This window comes from Calothrix anomala FACHB-343, from assembly GCF_014696435.1.
In the GTDB taxonomy this organism is placed as follows: Bacteria; Cyanobacteriota; Cyanobacteriia; order Cyanobacteriales; family Nostocaceae; genus Aulosira; species Aulosira anomala_A.
Genome location: NZ_JACJQG010000041.1, coordinates 42,240 through 58,617, shown reverse-complemented (window position 1 = coordinate 58,617; position 16,378 = coordinate 42,240). Strand labels below are relative to the sequence as shown.

General features: G+C 40.9%; 9 protein-coding genes. 5 read left to right on the top strand and 4 right to left on the bottom strand.

Translation table 11 applies throughout. The features are described 5' to 3' along the window. Window positions 1–13 precede the first annotated feature (13 nt). On the top strand, window positions 14–748 hold the full coding sequence (gene gvpF, locus H6G08_RS22130) for a gas vesicle protein GvpF (protein ID WP_190546800.1): 735 nt from the start codon (window positions 14–16) through the stop codon (window positions 746–748). A gap of 14 nt (window positions 749–762) precedes the next feature. Continuing rightward, window positions 763–1,161, top strand: coding sequence for a gas vesicle protein GvpG (locus H6G08_RS22125; protein ID WP_190546798.1), 399 nt, complete (start codon window positions 763–765; stop codon window positions 1,159–1,161). 89 nt (window positions 1,162–1,250) lie between these two features. On the opposite strand, the gene H6G08_RS22120 is transcribed toward H6G08_RS22125, so the two are convergent. Next, complete coding sequence (locus H6G08_RS22120) at window positions 1,251–1,568, bottom strand: gas vesicle protein (protein WP_190546796.1); 318 nt, start codon at window positions 1,566–1,568, stop codon at window positions 1,251–1,253. Window positions 1,569–1,725: 157 nt separating this feature from the next. On the opposite strand from H6G08_RS22120, the gene H6G08_RS22115 reads away from it, so the two are divergent. Genes H6G08_RS22115 through H6G08_RS22105 form a run of 3 tightly spaced genes read left to right on the top strand, consistent with a single transcriptional unit; the run spans window position 1,726 to window position 6,267 of the window. Beyond that, the gene (locus tag H6G08_RS22115) at window positions 1,726–2,409 is read left to right on the top strand and encodes a GvpL/GvpF family gas vesicle protein (RefSeq protein ID WP_190546794.1); all 684 of its coding nucleotides are present in this window, start codon (window positions 1,726–1,728) and stop codon (window positions 2,407–2,409) included. A gap of 37 nt (window positions 2,410–2,446) precedes the next feature. Beyond that, on the top strand, window positions 2,447–4,354 hold the full coding sequence (locus tag H6G08_RS22110) for an ArsA family ATPase (protein WP_199322691.1): 1,908 nt from the start codon (window positions 2,447–2,449) through the stop codon (window positions 4,352–4,354). A 50-nt stretch (window positions 4,355–4,404) separates the two neighbouring features. Beyond that, complete coding sequence (locus tag H6G08_RS22105) at window positions 4,405–6,267, top strand: AAA family ATPase (RefSeq protein ID WP_190546792.1); 1,863 nt, start codon at window positions 4,405–4,407, stop codon at window positions 6,265–6,267. Window positions 6,268–6,489: 222 nt separating this feature from the next. Here the strand turns inward: H6G08_RS22105 and H6G08_RS22100 are convergent, their stop codons facing one another. The 3 genes from H6G08_RS22100 to H6G08_RS22090 form a co-directional block, all read right to left on the bottom strand. Beyond that, the gene (locus H6G08_RS22100) at window positions 6,490–12,651 is read right to left on the bottom strand and encodes a CHAT domain-containing protein (RefSeq protein ID WP_242046234.1); all 6,162 of its coding nucleotides are present in this window, start codon (window positions 12,649–12,651) and stop codon (window positions 6,490–6,492) included. A gap of 301 nt (window positions 12,652–12,952) precedes the next feature. Further along, complete coding sequence (secA, locus tag H6G08_RS22095; RefSeq protein ID WP_190546787.1) at window positions 12,953–15,745, bottom strand: preprotein translocase subunit SecA; 2,793 nt, start codon at window positions 15,743–15,745, stop codon at window positions 12,953–12,955. A 303-nt stretch (window positions 15,746–16,048) separates the two neighbouring features. Further along, on the bottom strand, window positions 16,049–16,306 hold the full coding sequence (locus H6G08_RS22090; RefSeq protein ID WP_096646024.1) for a type II toxin-antitoxin system RelN family antitoxin: 258 nt from the start codon (window positions 16,304–16,306) through the stop codon (window positions 16,049–16,051). Window positions 16,307–16,378: the final 72 nt, after the last annotated feature.

Genomic DNA, 16,378 nt, shown 5'->3' with positions numbered 1-16,378 from the left:
GTAATTTTTTGTTATGGATGCTGGTCTTTATTTGTACGGTATTTTTTCCGATCCTATCCCTTCTACAATTAGTCTCAAAGGCTTAGATTCTCAGCCTGTTCACAGCGAAGTGATTGAAGGTTTTACCTTTTTATATTCCGATGCTAAACAAGAAAAATATTTGGCTTCCCGCAAGAATTTAATTAGCCATGAAAAAGTTTTAGAACAAGCAATGCAGGAAGGCTTCCGCACCTTGCTACCTTTACGGTTTGGATTAGTTGTCAAAAATTGGGAAACGGTAGTTACACAACTTATTAAACCCTGCGAAAGACAATTGCGCGAACTATTCCAAAAATTGGCAGGAAAGCGAGAAGTAAGTATTAAGATTCTGTGGGATACGAAAGCTGAATTGCAAGCAATGATGGATGCCAATCTAGAATTGAAGCAAAAGCGCGATCGCATGGAAGGTAAAAACCTGAGTATGGATGAAGTCATTGAAATTGGTCAATTAATTGAAGCCAATTTAAAACTCCGTAAAGAATCTGTAATTCAAGCGTTCTTTAACGAACTCAAGCCTCTAGCCCATGATGTGATTGAAAGCGAACCAATGACGGAAGAAATGATTTACAACGCTGCATTTTTGATTCCTTGGGATAACGAATCTCAATTTAGCGAACGTGTAGAAGCTGTCGATCGGCAATTTAGTAACCGTCTACGTATTCGTTACAATAATTTTACTGCACCTTATACATTTGCTCAGATATCATAATTGGAGAAAATCTTATGCTTGGCAAGCTTTTATTATTTCCCGTCATGGGGCCAATCAATGGACTAATGTGGATTGGCGAACAAATTCAAGAACGCACTAATACTGAATTTGACGCTCAAGAAAATTTACATAAACAATTATTAAGTTTGCAACTTTCCTTTGATATTGGCGAACTTTCTGAAGAAGAATTTGAAGAAAGAGAGGAAGAACTTCTGCTGAAAATTCAAGCTTTAGAAGAAGAAGCTCAATTAGAAGCAGCAGCTTTAGCAGCTGAAGAAAATGAAGAAGATGAACAGGAAGAATTAGAAGAGACTTACTTTATACCCGTACCTGAAGATGCTAAAGTCTTCGCAGAAGCACTTCGGGAGAAGAACCAATATGAAGATAATGAAAATCTCGTCTTATCACCCTAATCATTTGCCGACATAACTTAATGTTGATATTAAATTAAAAACCCGCTTCTGCGGGTTAATAGTTTAATTATGTAGTGAAGCTATAAACATTAATATTCAATCTCAAATGCTTGATAATTTTTAGCTTCAAAAAAGATATTAGGACGCTTGGGTAAGTGAGAATGGCGAGGATCGGATTGGCGTAACTTTTGAATATTTTGTTCTGCGTCTGCTATCTGATTCTTGAGTGTACCCAAACGTTGTTTTAACATTACGGTTCTCTGCTCTATAAACTGTAGCTCTTGCTTAATTCTTTGCTGTTCGGTCACCAGTTTATAAAGTTCTAACTGATTAGAAGCTTCCGATTTACTCCGTGGCATAGTAGTTACTTTAGGTCTAATAGAACCGCGATTACGAAGATGTTTCATTGATTTTACCTGAACAATTGTTTGTATTATAACTAACAAAATCAGGTTGTAAAGTCTAAAAAATAATAATTTATTATTTTGTTTTCAGGTAATTATGGGTGCTATAAATATTAACGAAGTTAACAAAAATCTCACTTTTTTAAATACATCGATAACAATGGAATCGTTAAATCTTTACACTTATGCTTTTTTGAAAAATCCTGATGTATCTTTAAATTTACCAATAGGTAATTTAGGAAAATTAGGCTTAATTCATGGTGCAGGTATTTCCGCCGTTGTGGAACAAGGAATATCTTTAGAATCAGTGCAAGATAATGATGAAGAAGTTATCAAAATGGTCTTAACTCACGATCGCGTGATTCGCGAACTATTTGAGCAAACTACAGTTTTACCTTTGCGTTTTGGCACTTCTTTTAGTTCTCAAGCAATATTACTTAACCATATAGAAGTTCACAATCGGGAATATCGAGAAAAATTAGAGCATATTCAAGGTAAAACTGAATATAGTTTAAGACTCATACCTCAAACTTTTAAAGAACCTGTCAGAGCGGCTGTAGGCGGAGGTAGAGATTATTTTTTAGCCAAGAAACAGCATTTTGAACAGCAAAAAACTTTCTTAATTTCCCAGACTGATGAAAAATCCAGTCTGATTAATGTAATTACAGAAATTTATCAATCTTCGGCAATTGTGCAGAACAAAGGCGAAGAAATTCGGATTTATATTTTAGTTAACGACCAAGATAAATCTGCATTTTTAGAGCAATTTTATACTTGGCAATCTGCTTGCCCATCTTGGGATCTCTGCTTAGGAGAAGCTCTACCTCCCTACCATTTCGTTTAAAGATGATTTACAAGTTTTACTGGGAATTTATAGGTGGATGATGAAAAACTACGATTCTCTAAATTTAGTCATGTTTAGCGGCAAAGGTGGGGTTGGTAAAACTACCATTTCTTGCAGTTTTGCCCGGTATTGGGCGAGAAAATTTCCCGACGAAAGAATTTTATTAATTTCTACAGATCCGGCTCATTCTTTAGGCGATGTTTTACTCACAGAAGTCACAGATAATGCTTTACCTGTAAACGATTTACCTAACTTGAGCGTTCAAGCATTAGATGCACAAAAACTGCTGTTAGAATTTAAAGCCAAATATAGTCACTTTTTAGAATTATTAGTAGAACGTGGTAGTTTAGCCGACGGTGAAGATTTAGCACCAGTTTGGGATTTAAACTGGCCTGGGTTAAATGAACTCATGGGGTTGTTAGAAATTCAACGACTGCTTTCGGAAAAGAAAGTAGATCGGATTGTTCTAGATATGGCTCCTTCGGGGCACACATTAAATTTATTACGCTTAAAAGACTTTCTAGATGTTATTTTAAATTCCTTTGAATTATTTCAAGAAAAACATCGTGTAATTACCACAACTTTTAAGGGTAATTATAAAGCAGATGAGGTTGATGATTTTTTAGTTGATATGAAATTTCAACTAGCAGAGGGCAGACGCTTACTGCAAGATGAAAATTTTACCGGCTGTTTAGTGGTAGCAGTTTCTGAGCCGATGTCATTTTTAGAAACTGAACGCTTTTTAGTTAGTTTAAAAGAATTAGAAATTCCCTATGCTGGATTGTTTATCAATCGGCTTTTGACAGCAGATACTCTCGATAAAGACCGTTATGCCGAGCAGCAAAATTTACTCGCTCAATACTTAAAAATAGCACCTGACAAACCTGTTTTCACTCTTCCCCAACAGCAAGTACTGCCCTTAGGTGGGATGTTGTTAGATAGTTTGGCTAACCAAATTCAAACTATCAATACTGTGGAACTTGCACCACCACCAATCATCCAATGGCCAAATAAAATCCTACCAAGTTTTAGCGATTTTTTGGCGGAAGGATGTCAACTGATTATTGTTGGTGGTAAAGGAGGTGTAGGTAAAACAACAGTAGCAGCAGCAGTTGCTTGGGCTTGTGCGCAACATTATCCCCAAAAAAATATTCGCGTCATTTCCATAGATCCGGCTCATTCTTTAGGTGATGCTTTTGGGCAAACCTTAGGACATGAGCCGATGATGTTAACTCCTAATTTGAGCGCGCAAGAAGTTGATGAAACTAGAGTTTTAGACCAATTTCGTGCTGATTATCTGTGGGAATTAGCAGATATGATTAGTGGAGAAGGAACGCAAACAGATTCGACAGTAAATGTTGCTTATTTACCAGAGGCTTGGCGACAAATTATGTCGCAAGCTTTACCGGGAATTGATGAGATATTATCTCTAGTTACGGTGATGGATTTATTAAGCAGCAACCAAGAAGACTTGATTATTTTAGATACAGCACCTACAGGCCATCTACTGCGCTTTTTGGAAATGCCATCAGCTTTAGGAGATTGGTTAACATGGATATTTAAGCTGTGGATGAAATATCAAAATGTTTTGGGTCATGTGGATGTAATTGGGCGGTTGCGGGGTTTACGTCAACAAGTTGTCCAGGCGCAAAAGAAATTAAAAAATCCCCAGGAAACTCAATTTATTGGTGTAATTCAAGCAGAAGCAGCAATTATTGCCGAACACATAAGATTAACAGAATCCTTGGCAAAGATGGGAGTTAATCAACGTTATGTGGTACAGAATCGCTACAGTCCAGAAGCGGAAGTAGAGGGAAGCTTATTTCCCAAACAAACGATTATTCGCTTACCGCGCTTACCCCGTTCTGTAGAGCCACTGACGAGAATTCAATGTGCAGCCCATCTGTTATTTGAATTCGAGGAATTAATTGCACATAACAGCTAAATTTCGCCAAAGAAATCGCGGGATTTGGGAGTCAACTATCGAGGTATTTTATGAGTGAGTTGTTTAAGGGTTTTGAACAGTTATTAGAGTTAGTCAAAACTCTGGAAGAAAAGGTAGAAAAGGGCGAGATTAAGACGGATGTACAAATAAATTCTCGTCCGATGAGCAGTATTCCCCGATATGGGAATGTGCCCCGTCCGAATAATATGGCTAATGATGTGGGTACTAGCCGCTTCCGCACTCAACCGTCGGCTAATTCTGGAGGTGGTGGCGGTGGCGGTGGCGGTGGTAGCAGCGCCCCATCTGACCCGATTGTGCCACCTAATGCACCTTCCGATCATAGTCTTAAAGATGTGGGTGGATTGGGTGAAGTTCTTAAAGAACTCAAAGAACTGATTGCTATCCCCTTAAAACGTCCCGACCTCTTGGCAAAACTAGGTCTAGAACCCACGCGAGGCGTGTTGTTGGTGGGGCCTCCGGGAACTGGTAAAACCCTCACCGCCCGCGCTTTAGCAGAAGAATTGGGGGTGAACTATATCGCCCTCGTCGGCCCGGAAGTCATCAGTAAATATTACGGTGAAGCGGAACAACGACTGCGAGGTATTTTTGAAAAGGCAGCGAAAAATGCTCCCTGTATTATATTTATCGATGAAATTGATAGTTTGGCTCCCGACCGGAGTGCGGTAGAAGGGGAAGTAGAAAAACGTCTAGTGGCGCAGTTATTAAGCTTGATGGATGGTTTTTCTCAAAGCCAAGGTGTGATTGTTTTAGCGGCGACTAATCGCCCCGACCATCTTGACCCGGCTTTGCGCCGTCCGGGTCGATTTGATAGAGAAGTTCAGTTTCGCATCCCCGATTGCAACGGACGCAAGGAAATTCTGCAAATTCTCACCCGTGCTATGCCTTTAGATAATACGGTTGACTTGGATTTCATTGCTGAACGGGCTGTGGGCTTTGTCGGGGCTGATTTGAAGGCTGTATGTCAAAAAGCTGCTTATACAGCGTTGCGCCGTCACGTACCTTCGATTGACGAAAAAATTCCAGACAATATGACGGTGTGTCAGTCTGACTTTTTGCAAGCGCTGAAAGAAATCAAGCCGGCGGTATTGCGGAGTGTGGAAGTTGAAGTTCCCCATGTGGCTTGGGAAGATATTGGTGGTTTGGAGACAATTAAGCAAACGCTGCGTGAATCGGTAGAAGGGGCGTTACTGTATCCGGAATTGTATTTGCAAACCAAAGCTTTAGCACCGAAAGGAATTTTACTGTGGGGGCCTCCGGGAACAGGTAAGACTTTGTTAGCTAAAGCTGTAGCTTCTCAAGCCAGGGCGAATTTTATTGGTGTCAACGGGCCAGAATTACTCAGCCGTTGGGTAGGAGCTAGCGAACAAGCTGTGCGAGAATTGTTTGCGAAAGCCAGACAAGCCGACCCCTGTGTAGTATTTATTGATGAAATTGATACCTTGGCTCCCGCTAGAGGCAGTTACAATGGAGATTCGGGAGTAAGCGATCGCGTAGTTGGTCAATTACTCACAGAATTAGATGGCTTACAAGTAGGAACCACTATCTTAGTAATTGGGGCGACAAATCGACCTGATACTCTAGATCCGGCTTTATTACGCGCTGGACGCTTAGATTTACAGATGAAAGTCGATTTACCAGATTTAGGTAGCCGTCTGTCAATCTTAAAGGTTCATAGCCAAGGAAGACCACTACAAGATGTGGATTTGGAATATTGGGCAGAGATGACCAAAGGTTGGAATGGTGCAGACTTAACATTGCTGTGCAATCAAGCGGCTGTTGAGGCGATTCGCCGTTTCCGTTCTCAAGGACAAACAACACCTACAGACATCCGTATTACTACTGATGATTTCAATTATGCATATCAGGTGTTAACTGAGCAACGCCCTAGTTAATTCTAGGGACTGTACAGTAGATTTTATTTTTTGGAGTTGCAGAGGATAGTTAAGGCACAACATTGTTGTGCCTTTTTCATTGCTTGAATTTCAGTAATTTTATCTAGCTAGTGGTCTGTCGTAAAATTTATGAGGGTTAAAAAAACGAACCGCATACTCCAAAGGAGAACCCGCAGGGTAGACGCGAAGTACACAAAGTATGCTGACAGCAAGGGTAAAAATTCAATTGACTTCGCCAATTAAAGTAAATGCCGCCCAATTTACAGGGTCGGGGTGGGTCTTGATCGTAGTTAGCATCGCTTGTCTTAAGGCAGCAGCTTTATCATGATTTTTACTTAAGTTTTGATAAAACTCAGTCATTAAAGATGCCGTTGGTGTATCGGGTACTTGCCAGAGAGAAACTACAATGCTAGGTACACCTGCGCTGATAAAAGACCGAGATAAACCAATTACTCCATCCCCTGTGATTTTTCCTCGTCCAGTATCGCAGGCGCTAAGAACCACGAGTTCAGCTTGTAGTTTCAAATCCAAAATTTCTTCCGCAGTTAATAAACCATCATCTTTACCTGCGGGTGCAAGGGCTATAGCACTTCCCAAACCGCGTAAATCATCAAAGAATCCATGTGTTGCTAAATGAATGATACGTGATTGGGTCATTTTTTGGGCGATCGCTGTTTCTGTTGCTTGAGAACCTGTAATCGCTTTGGTGTTGAGTAGAGGTGCGATCGCTTTTGCTTCTTCTTCTGCACCCTTTAAAGGTGGTAGCTGTTGGGGTTTTTCTCCTGGCACAAGGGATACAAAAGGCATGGTAGGATTACCCACCACTAAATTTGCTAGAGAAGCTGATTTAGCTGGCTGTGCTTGTTTTTGCTGGCGTGTAAAATCTAGTAGTTGAATCGATGGCGCAGTAAGAATTGTGTGTTTTTCTACCAAGTATTTATTTTGGGCGTCTTGCAATGCGGGGAACGGAACCAAGAACAGGGAACCTTGGGGAATGAAAATAATGCGATCGCTGGGGTTGCTGGGTAGCTGGTTTGCGATCGGTTTAATTAACAAATCATGCAGTTGTTGTAAGCGTTTGGTTTGATTTGCACCATCAGCTGCGGCGGCGATAATTCCACCTGCGCGACTTCTCACCCCTATAGATAGTCGGGACATATCAACTAATTGGGCTAAAGTTTTATTTTCTGTTTGCAATAACGCCTTGATATCTTGGCGATGAAATGCAACTTCACCTGTGGGTTTCACTACCCAAATATAAATTTCTGATTCTTTTATTTGTTGTTTATCTTCTTGATTAACAATTGAATATTGCACCAAAGTCGCATTTTGTGATTTAGCTATTTGTTTAATCTGCTCAATATTTGGCGGAGTAATACTTGATTGTTGTGTTGGGTTGGGAGATAAACGCCTTGAGAGCAATTCCACAAAAGCACGAGAACGACCCCGTTCAGAAATTTCTAAGGCCTGATTAATTTTATTTTGAGCAATTAAAACTTCTTGCAGTAGGCGATAGGTGCGAGATTGTTTTTCAAAGATAGAAACTTTATTAGCATCATTTAACCCAGCACGCAGAGATTCCCAAATTTTTATAGTTCCCAAGAGATTTTTCTCTGCTTCTGGAAGATTATTGGCTTTCATCAAAGCATAAGCTAAATTATTTAGTGCGTTACCTTCTGCTTCTTTGTCTTCAATTTGTCTTGCTTTCGCCAAGCTTTGATTGTGCAATTCAATTGCTTTGACGGTATCACCGAGAGAAAGATAAGTATTTCCTAAACCGGCTAAAGATTCGCTGGGGGTTGCATCTAGAGTTTCTTTGTAATATTGAATAGCTTTTGAGTAGTCACCCAAAGCATAATAAATATTTGCCAGATTGACTTTATTTTTGGCTATACCAGCAGCATTTCTCCACTTCTCCTCAATGGCTAATGCTTGCGAATAATCTTGAATAGCTTCGTGATATTTACCTTGGGAATTATAAACATTACCTCGCCCTCGGAGAATTTCTGCTTTGAGTCGAGTATTTTGTTGTTGGAGAAGTTTTAATGCTTCTGCGTAAGATTTAATTGCTGGTTCATAATCAGCTAAAGAATTGTAAACGCTGCCGATATTGGAGAGATTTCTGGCTTGGATTTCTGGGTAATTTTGTTGTTGGGCAATGCTTGATGCTTGAGTATAGGAATTAATAGCATTGGTGTAATCGCTGAGACAATAGTAAGCATTTCCCAGTTTTTCCAGGATGATAGCTTGGTTTTCGCGATCGGATATTTCTTGATAGATTTTAAGCGCTTTTTGCCACGGTTCAAATGCTTGGGCGCAGTTGGGAGCGTAAAATTCTAAATCGCGTAATCTGTCGGCTGCAACTTTTGGGGAAGAAGAGATTTGAGATAAACTTAGTACAACTAATTGTTTACCAGAATTGTCCCATATACGAGCAGTACCATCATCTGATGATGTCACAATTTTGTTGCCATCTGAACTAAAGTTTGCACTTGTAACATTACCTTGATGTCCTTTGAATTCCGTTAATAGCTTCCCTGACAAATCCCAAACACGAGCAGTATTATTAGATGTGGCAATAATTTTTTGACTATCTGCACTAAAGTTGGCTTCGTTCACGTAACCTTGATGCCCTTTTAACTCGACTAACGGTTGAGCATTGGATAAACTAGCTACCCATAAACGGGCATTAGTGGAATAAAAACCCAGCCGGAGTACCCAGGAATAGAGGATAACATGCTGTTCATCTGGGCTAATACTAATAAGCCTATAAGTATTTAACTGACCTTTAGGAATACGAATTTTAGCTATCATTTTACCGGAAATATCCCATACATATATATGGGAAGATCCTGTTACCATAATCCGCTTACTATCTAAACTAAACCTAACATTTTGAATTTGGTAAATATCTGAAGTCGACATTACCAATTTACCTGTATTAGTCCACAATTGCACATACGATAGGTTGTCATCTACGGTAAAAATAAATTTTCCATCAGGGCTAAAGCTGGCACTAGCAACACTAGAACCAATAGCTTGATTTGATATAAAATCGTTCTCTCCTTTGAGCAGAGATAGTTGTTTACCAGAAATATCCCAAATCCGAGCCGAACTATTAGCAGATGTCGTGACAATTAGCTTACCATCAGGGCTAAAACTTGCACTATTAATACTGCTAAGATGTCCTTTAAGTTCTGTTAATAAATTCCCCGAAATATCCCAAACGCGGGCGATTTTGTCAGATGATGCAGTCACAACATATTTACCGTCTTGACTGAAATTGGCATCATTAACACTACTCGAGCGTCCTTGCAGAATTGCTAGCTGTTTTCCAGACATATCGAAAACCCGAGCAGGATCTTCAGAATATGCGATCGCAATACTTTGTCCATCTGCGCTTAAAGTAGCTTGTGCAAAACTATCAATTTTTCCGCCTTCGGCTTGGAAATTCAAGAGCAATTTACCAGATAAATCCCATACTTCTACAGCATTTTCTAAGACAATGGCTATGCGCTGTCCGTCTTGACTAAAACTATAATTGTATGGTTTATTTATCATATTTTCTTTTTCAAATCTAGCTAGTAATTTTCCTGTGTTGTCCCAAACACAAATATCCCTGCTCTTTGATGCAATTACAATTCGCTGTCCATCCGGGCTTAAAAACACATCATTAACATAACCGGTGTTCTTTTCTCCTAGTTCAAACAGCAGCTTACCTGAAATATCCCACACCTTTGCAGTGCCATAATTTAATGTGCTGATAATCCGCTTTCCATCTTGACTAAGATAAGCGTTTGCAGCCCCCTCCTTGATTTCTGCTATTTGTTTACCTGACAAATGCCACAGGCGAATTGCCTTGTCTGTTGCAGTCAAAATCTGCTGTCCATCTTGACTGAAACTTACACTATATAAAAAACCATCCTGCTTTTCTAAAACTACTATTTGTTTACCAGTTGTATCCCATAAACGTGTTGTCCCATCTTTAGATGTGGTAACAATCAACTTTCCATTCTGACTCCAAGTAGCATCAATAATTGCATCTGTATGACCCTTTAATTCAACTAAATTGTTACTTGAAATATCCCAAATAGCAGCATTGTCCAAGAATATGACAAGAACTTGTTTAGCGTTTGGGCTAAAGTGAGCTTTTCTTAAAGAATATGATGATTTTTTAAGTTCGGCTAACAGATTGCCAGAAATATCCCACACTTCAAGAATAGTTTCTTCGGCTATTGTAAGTAGTTTTTTTCCATCGAAACTAAAATCTACGTTATCAGCAACCGTAGGAAAATGCGATGTAATTGAATTAGAGTTTGGTATCAGGGGCACAGGGTTTACAGGATTCTGAATTTGGGGTGATTGTTTAGCAGCTAGATACCAGACACCAATATTATCTGATGCGATCGCCACTTGTCTGGCATCTGGACTTATACTGACATCCAAGATATCACTATTAAAACCATTAATATCAGTTAGCAACTGACCTGATGTATTCCAAACTTTTACAGTATTGTATCCAGAAGTGATTGTCCAATTTCTATCAGCGCTAAACTTAGGATAACTTCCTACTAGTTCTCTTAACATCTTGCCAGAAATATCCCAAAATCGTGTAGTTTCTTCTGTAGATGTGATAATAATTAATTTGCCCTCAGAATTTAAATGAAAAAAAGCATTAGCATTAGGCTGTGGGATTTTGGTAACGAGTTTACCTTTGAGATCCCATATTCTTACTTGTTCATCTGCGGTCAAAATCATCTGCCCATCAGGACTAAACATGGCATCTTTTACAAAAGTATCATGTTTAAGTTGGGTAATAAGCTTACCATTAATATTCCATATCCGGGCAATATCTAGCTCATGTGCCGTAGTAATAATTAGCTTATTGTCAGGACTAAAATTGGCACGATTAATATAACTTTCTGGATCTTTAATCTCTGAAATTAGCTTACCATTGATATCCCAGACTTTGGCTACAGTATTACCAGATATGATCATAATATACTGACCATCTAAACTAAAAGTGACACTGTTTCCTATTAAACTAGTACTGTCAGTTCTATCATGTTCAAGTTCAGCTAGTAATTTCCCCTTCATGTCCCATATTTGACTGATTTGGTTATAGTCACCAGTCGTGACTAGGCATTGACTATCAGGACTGAAAATAGCTTTATTAATAGTATTATCATGCTTAGATTGGCTGATTAATTTGCCCTTAATGTCCCATACTTGTGTGGTTGTTTCAGACAGAGTAACAATTAACTTAGTATCTGGGCTGAATTTGCCATAAATAACATTATCTTGACTTTTGAATTCTGCTAGTACTGTGCCATCAATATTCCACACTTGCAGAATTTTTTCATCAGATACAGTGAGAATATATTGCCCATTTGAGCTAAAACTGAGATAGCGTTGTCCGGGTAATTCCCTGAGCAACTTAGTACTCATATTCCATATTTTTGTATTACCATCATTGGCAGCGCTAACAATGAACTTGCCATCAGCGCTAAACCCAACACTATTTACACCCCCCTGATGTCCTGGTAATTTCCCTACCAACTTCCCCGTGGAATCCCAAATCAAAGCTGTTTTGTCCACGGACGCTGTAACTATCTTCTGCCCATCAGGACTAAAGCTGGCGCTGTATACACTATCACTATGCCCTTTTAACTCAGCCAACACTTTACCTGATAAATCCCACACCCGCGCCGTTTTATCATCAGATGCGGTAACTATGCGCTGACCATCTGGGCTAAAATTCGCACTCCAGACTGTATCCGTATGCCCTTGCAACTGCGCCAAAACCTTACCCGATAAATCCCAAACACGCGCCGTTTTATCAGCCGCAGCCGTGACAATTCTCTGCCCATCGGGACTAAAATTGACACTGTAAACACTTCCTTCATGTCCTTTAAATTCCGCTAACTGCTTTCCTGAGATATCCCAAATCCGTACAGTTTGATCGGCACCAGCCGTGACAATCCTTTTCCCATCCGGGCTAAAATTGGCGCTGTTAACATTACCCTGATGTCCTTTAAGTTCAGCTAACTGTTGCCCAGAATTATTCCACACCCGAGCAGTACCATCAAAAGATGCAGTCACAATCAACTGTCCATCAGGGCTAAAATTAGCACTGCGCACAGTACCTTGATGCCCTTGTAATACCAGCAATTCTTTACCCGAAAAATCCCATATCCGGGCGGTTCCGTCACTACCTGCGGTGACTATGCGTTGACCATCATAGCTAAAATTGGCGCTGTTAACACTACCCTCATGTCCTTTAAATTGCCTTTCTTCCGCAAAGTAATCAATAAAGCTTCCTGATGCAGCAATAGTTGTTTTCTGGTTGGGTGTTTGCGCTAATACCTGGGTTCCAGAAAACAAGATTGATAAATTCTGGGGAAAAGTTGGTGAAATTACGACCAAAAAACTGATAAAGGCAATCAAAATGATTCGGTAATAACGCATAACTTCTGTTGCTGATAGGCCAAATTATGATGAGCAGAGTTGCCTCATTTTTTCCCTGTTGATGGATTTGCTGGCTTTTTTGCCAAAAACCCTGTCATCAAAAAATATATATCTCTGGCGGATCGGAAGATATGCAATTTTTTGGTAAAAAAAAGCAAAGGCACTATAACTCAGTACCTTTGCTTTTTGGTTTTAAATAAATATGTTCTGAACTTAATTACACCATCTCCGAGGAAGTCTGCACCATCGGCTGCGGCTGGGGTTGGAACATGAACAAGGAGTAAACTACATCTCGGCGGATGTTGACCATCATATCCAAGAAGAGTTCATAACCTTCGCTCTTGTACTCAATTAACGGGTCTTTTTGACCGTAACCGCGCAAACCTACAGATTCGCGCAGTGCATCCATTTGTTGCAGGTGTTCGCGCCACAGGGTATCAATGCGTTGCAAAATAAAGAAGCGTTCAGCTTGGCGCATTAATCCTGGCTGAATTTGGTCAATTTGCGCTTCTTTCATGTCGTAGGCAATTCTTACCTGTTCGTGGAGAAAAGCTTTAATTTCCGCGATCGCCATATCTTCTAATTGACTTGGTTGTAAGTCAGCTAGCAGATAGACAAATTCCTTGACTTTTTCCACCAATTTATCCAATTCCCACTCTTCTGAGGGCAAATCGGGGTTGATGTAGTAAGTAACGATGTCATCCATCGTTTTTTCAGCGTAGGTAATTACCTGTTCTTTTAAATCTTGCCCTTCTAATACCCGGCGGCGTTCGGCGTAGATGGCGCGGCGTTGGTTGTTCATTACCTCGTCGTACTCAAACACCTGTTTACGGATGTCGTAGTAGTAGGTTTCAACTTTTTTCTGTGCGCCTTCTAAACTGCGGGTTAACATCCCCGATTCAATGGGCATATCTTCTTCGACGTTGAAGGCGTTCATTAAACCAGCAACGCGATCGCCTCCGAAAATCCGTAGTAAGTTATCTTCTAAACTGAGGAAGAATCTGGTGGAACCAGGGTCGCCCTGTCTTCCCGCCCGTCCGCGCAATTGGTTGTCAATCCGGCGAGATTCGTGGCGTTCTGTACCAATTACGTGCAATCCGCCTAATTCTACCACTTCGTCATGTTCGCGGTGGGTGAATTGTTCGTATTCTTCCTTAATTCGGTTATAAGCCGCCCGCAATTTTTGAATGACTGGGTCGTCAATGGGGGCTTTTTCAGCAGCCACAGCAACTTTTTCTTCTGCTTCTAATTCTGGTAAACTGCGATCGCCATATTCCCGCACTGCCAAATCTACAGCTTCTTTTAATTGCTGTTCTGCTTCTTTTGATAACTGGGTGGGGAAAATTTCTGGCGAAGCTTTCCAAGTCTTAACTTTTTTCCCAGGTACAAAGCCTTGTCCGCCGCCGCCTCCTGTGGGTAGTCCTGAAGCCCTTTGCACGCCAAAGGTGTCTTCATCTTCTGGCTGGACAATCCGGGGCATAAAATATTCCCGCAGTTTCAGCCGCGCCATATATTCGGAGTTACCACCAAGGATGATATCAGTACCTCTACCAGCCATGTTTGTGGCGATAGTTACTGCTCCTCTGCGTCCTGCTTGGGCGACAATTTCCGCTTCCCGTTCTACGTTTTCCGGGCGCGCATTCAGTAATTCGTGGGGAATTTCCATTTGGCGTAGCAGTTGGCTGAGATACTCAGATTTTTCGACGCTGGTAGTACCAACTAACACAGGTCTGCCGAGTTGGTGCATTTCGCCACATTCCCGCGCGATCGCTTGCCATTTGCCTGGTTCTGTTTTAAATACCATATCAGACAAGTCTTGGCGCTTTCTGATTCTGTTGGTGGGAATGATTGTGACTTCTAGCTTGTAAATTTTTTCAAACTCTGCTTCTTCTGTCTTCGCTGTTCCCGTCATTCCCCCCAGTTTGGGATAAAGCAAGAACAGGTTTTGATAGGTAATTGTCGCTAGGGTTTGGGTTTCCGGCTGAATGTCTACATGTTCTTTAGCTTCAATGGCTTGGTGCAAACCATCACTCCAGCGTCTTCCGGGAAGCACCCGTCCGGTAAATTCATCAACGATGACTACTTCGCCGTTACGGACGATATAGTTCACATCTTTGAGGAAAAGTTCTTTAGCTTTAATCGCGTTAAAGACAAAGTGCGCCCAAGGATCTTCCGGATCGAATAAATCTGTTACACCCAACAAATTTTCTGCTTCCGCAAAGCCTTCATCAGTCAACAGCACGTTCCGCGCTTTTTCGTCAACTTCATAATGCTCATCTTTTTTGAGGCTAAAGGCGATCTCGGCTGCTTGCAAATATTTTTCTGTAGGTCTTTCTACCTGACCAGAAATAATCAGTGGTGTCCGCGCCTCATCAACTAAAATTGAGTCAACTTCGTCAATCACGCAGTAATTAAAGGGGCGTTGCACCACATCTGCCATTGATGTCGCCATGTTATCCCGGAGGTAGTCAAAACCTACCTCACTATTGGTGACATAGGTAATATCACACTCATAGTTTTTCTGGCGTTCGCTGGGTATCATGTTCGCCTGAATCAAGCCTACACTCAATCCCAGAAAGCGATGCACCTGACCCATCCATTCCGCGTCCCGACGTGCCAGGTAATCGTTTACGGTAATAACATGTACACCTTTGCCAGTTAGGGCGTTTAAATAACTTGGCAAAGTCGCCACCAGGGTTTTACCTTCCCCGGTTTTCATTTCCGCGATTTGCCCAGTGTGGAGAATAATACCGCCTAGCATCTGGACATCAAAGTGCCGCAGGCCTAAGACTCGCCTTCCTGCTTCCCGAACTACTGCAAAAGCTTCTGGCAGAATATCATCTAAGGTTTCACCTTTGGCAAGGCGCTGTCTAAACTCGCCTGTTTTCCCTTTCAACTCATCATCGGAAAGCGCTTTAATGTCTTCCTCTAAGAGGTTAATTTCCGTAATGTAAGGTTGGTATTTCTTAAGTTTACGAGCGTTGGGATCGCCCAACAAGTTTTTTAGCATGGCAGGTTATGGCACTAAATAAAGGAGGATGGGAATTAAAGTTTTGGCATAGATTATAAGAATTTAACCCAACCCAGCCCTGTTGGTTGTTGATGGGTATAAAATGAGAATTAACTCACAAACAGCAAAAAGGCTGGCCAACCAGTTTACTAAATGATTGGTTTTATTTTCATATCTTATATTTGAACTCTATTAATAGTATCATTTCACCCCCTGCTGAGGCAGAGAACGCCCACCATGCTCAAGTAGCGATTTTACCCATTGGTCAATTGTCAGTTGTCAGTTGTCAGTTGTTAATGGTTATTACTCTGCATCAATACCTTCCCATAGCTCGCTAATTGGCAGAGTTTGTCCCATTTTCGCTTGTTGTAAGGCTCTCCTCAAGCTGGCTTTAATTTCCTCAACTGGTGTATCGTCAGGATCTAACTCTTCTGCTTCTGCTGGTTCTGGAACTAATACAATCACTCTGACTTGATGGGGGTAAGTTGTTCCCTGAATTGGCTGATCTAAAATCAGGTTTCCCTGAGCGTCAATTTTTCCAGTTACTTCAATCGCTTTCATCTGCCATGTACCTGATTTTGTTGCAGATCCTAACACTCATTGGGCATGGGGCATGGGGCATTGGGCATTGGG

Coding starts and splice junctions, on each gene's coding strand:
- gvpF (WP_190546800.1), top strand. CDS start 14: ATGGATGCTGGTCTTTATTTGTACGGTATTTTTTCCGATCCTATCCCT.
- H6G08_RS22125 (WP_190546798.1), top strand. CDS start 763: ATGCTTGGCAAGCTTTTATTATTTCCCGTCATGGGGCCAATCAATGGA.
- H6G08_RS22120 (WP_190546796.1), bottom strand. CDS start 1,568: ATGAAACATCTTCGTAATCGCGGTTCTATTAGACCTAAAGTAACTACT.
- H6G08_RS22115 (WP_190546794.1), top strand. CDS start 1,726: ATGGAATCGTTAAATCTTTACACTTATGCTTTTTTGAAAAATCCTGAT.
- H6G08_RS22110 (WP_199322691.1), top strand. CDS start 2,447: ATGATGAAAAACTACGATTCTCTAAATTTAGTCATGTTTAGCGGCAAA.
- H6G08_RS22105 (WP_190546792.1), top strand. CDS start 4,405: ATGAGTGAGTTGTTTAAGGGTTTTGAACAGTTATTAGAGTTAGTCAAA.
- secA (WP_190546787.1), bottom strand. CDS start 15,745: ATGCTAAAAAACTTGTTGGGCGATCCCAACGCTCGTAAACTTAAGAAA.
- H6G08_RS22090 (WP_096646024.1), bottom strand. CDS start 16,306: ATGAAAGCGATTGAAGTAACTGGAAAAATTGACGCTCAGGGAAACCTG.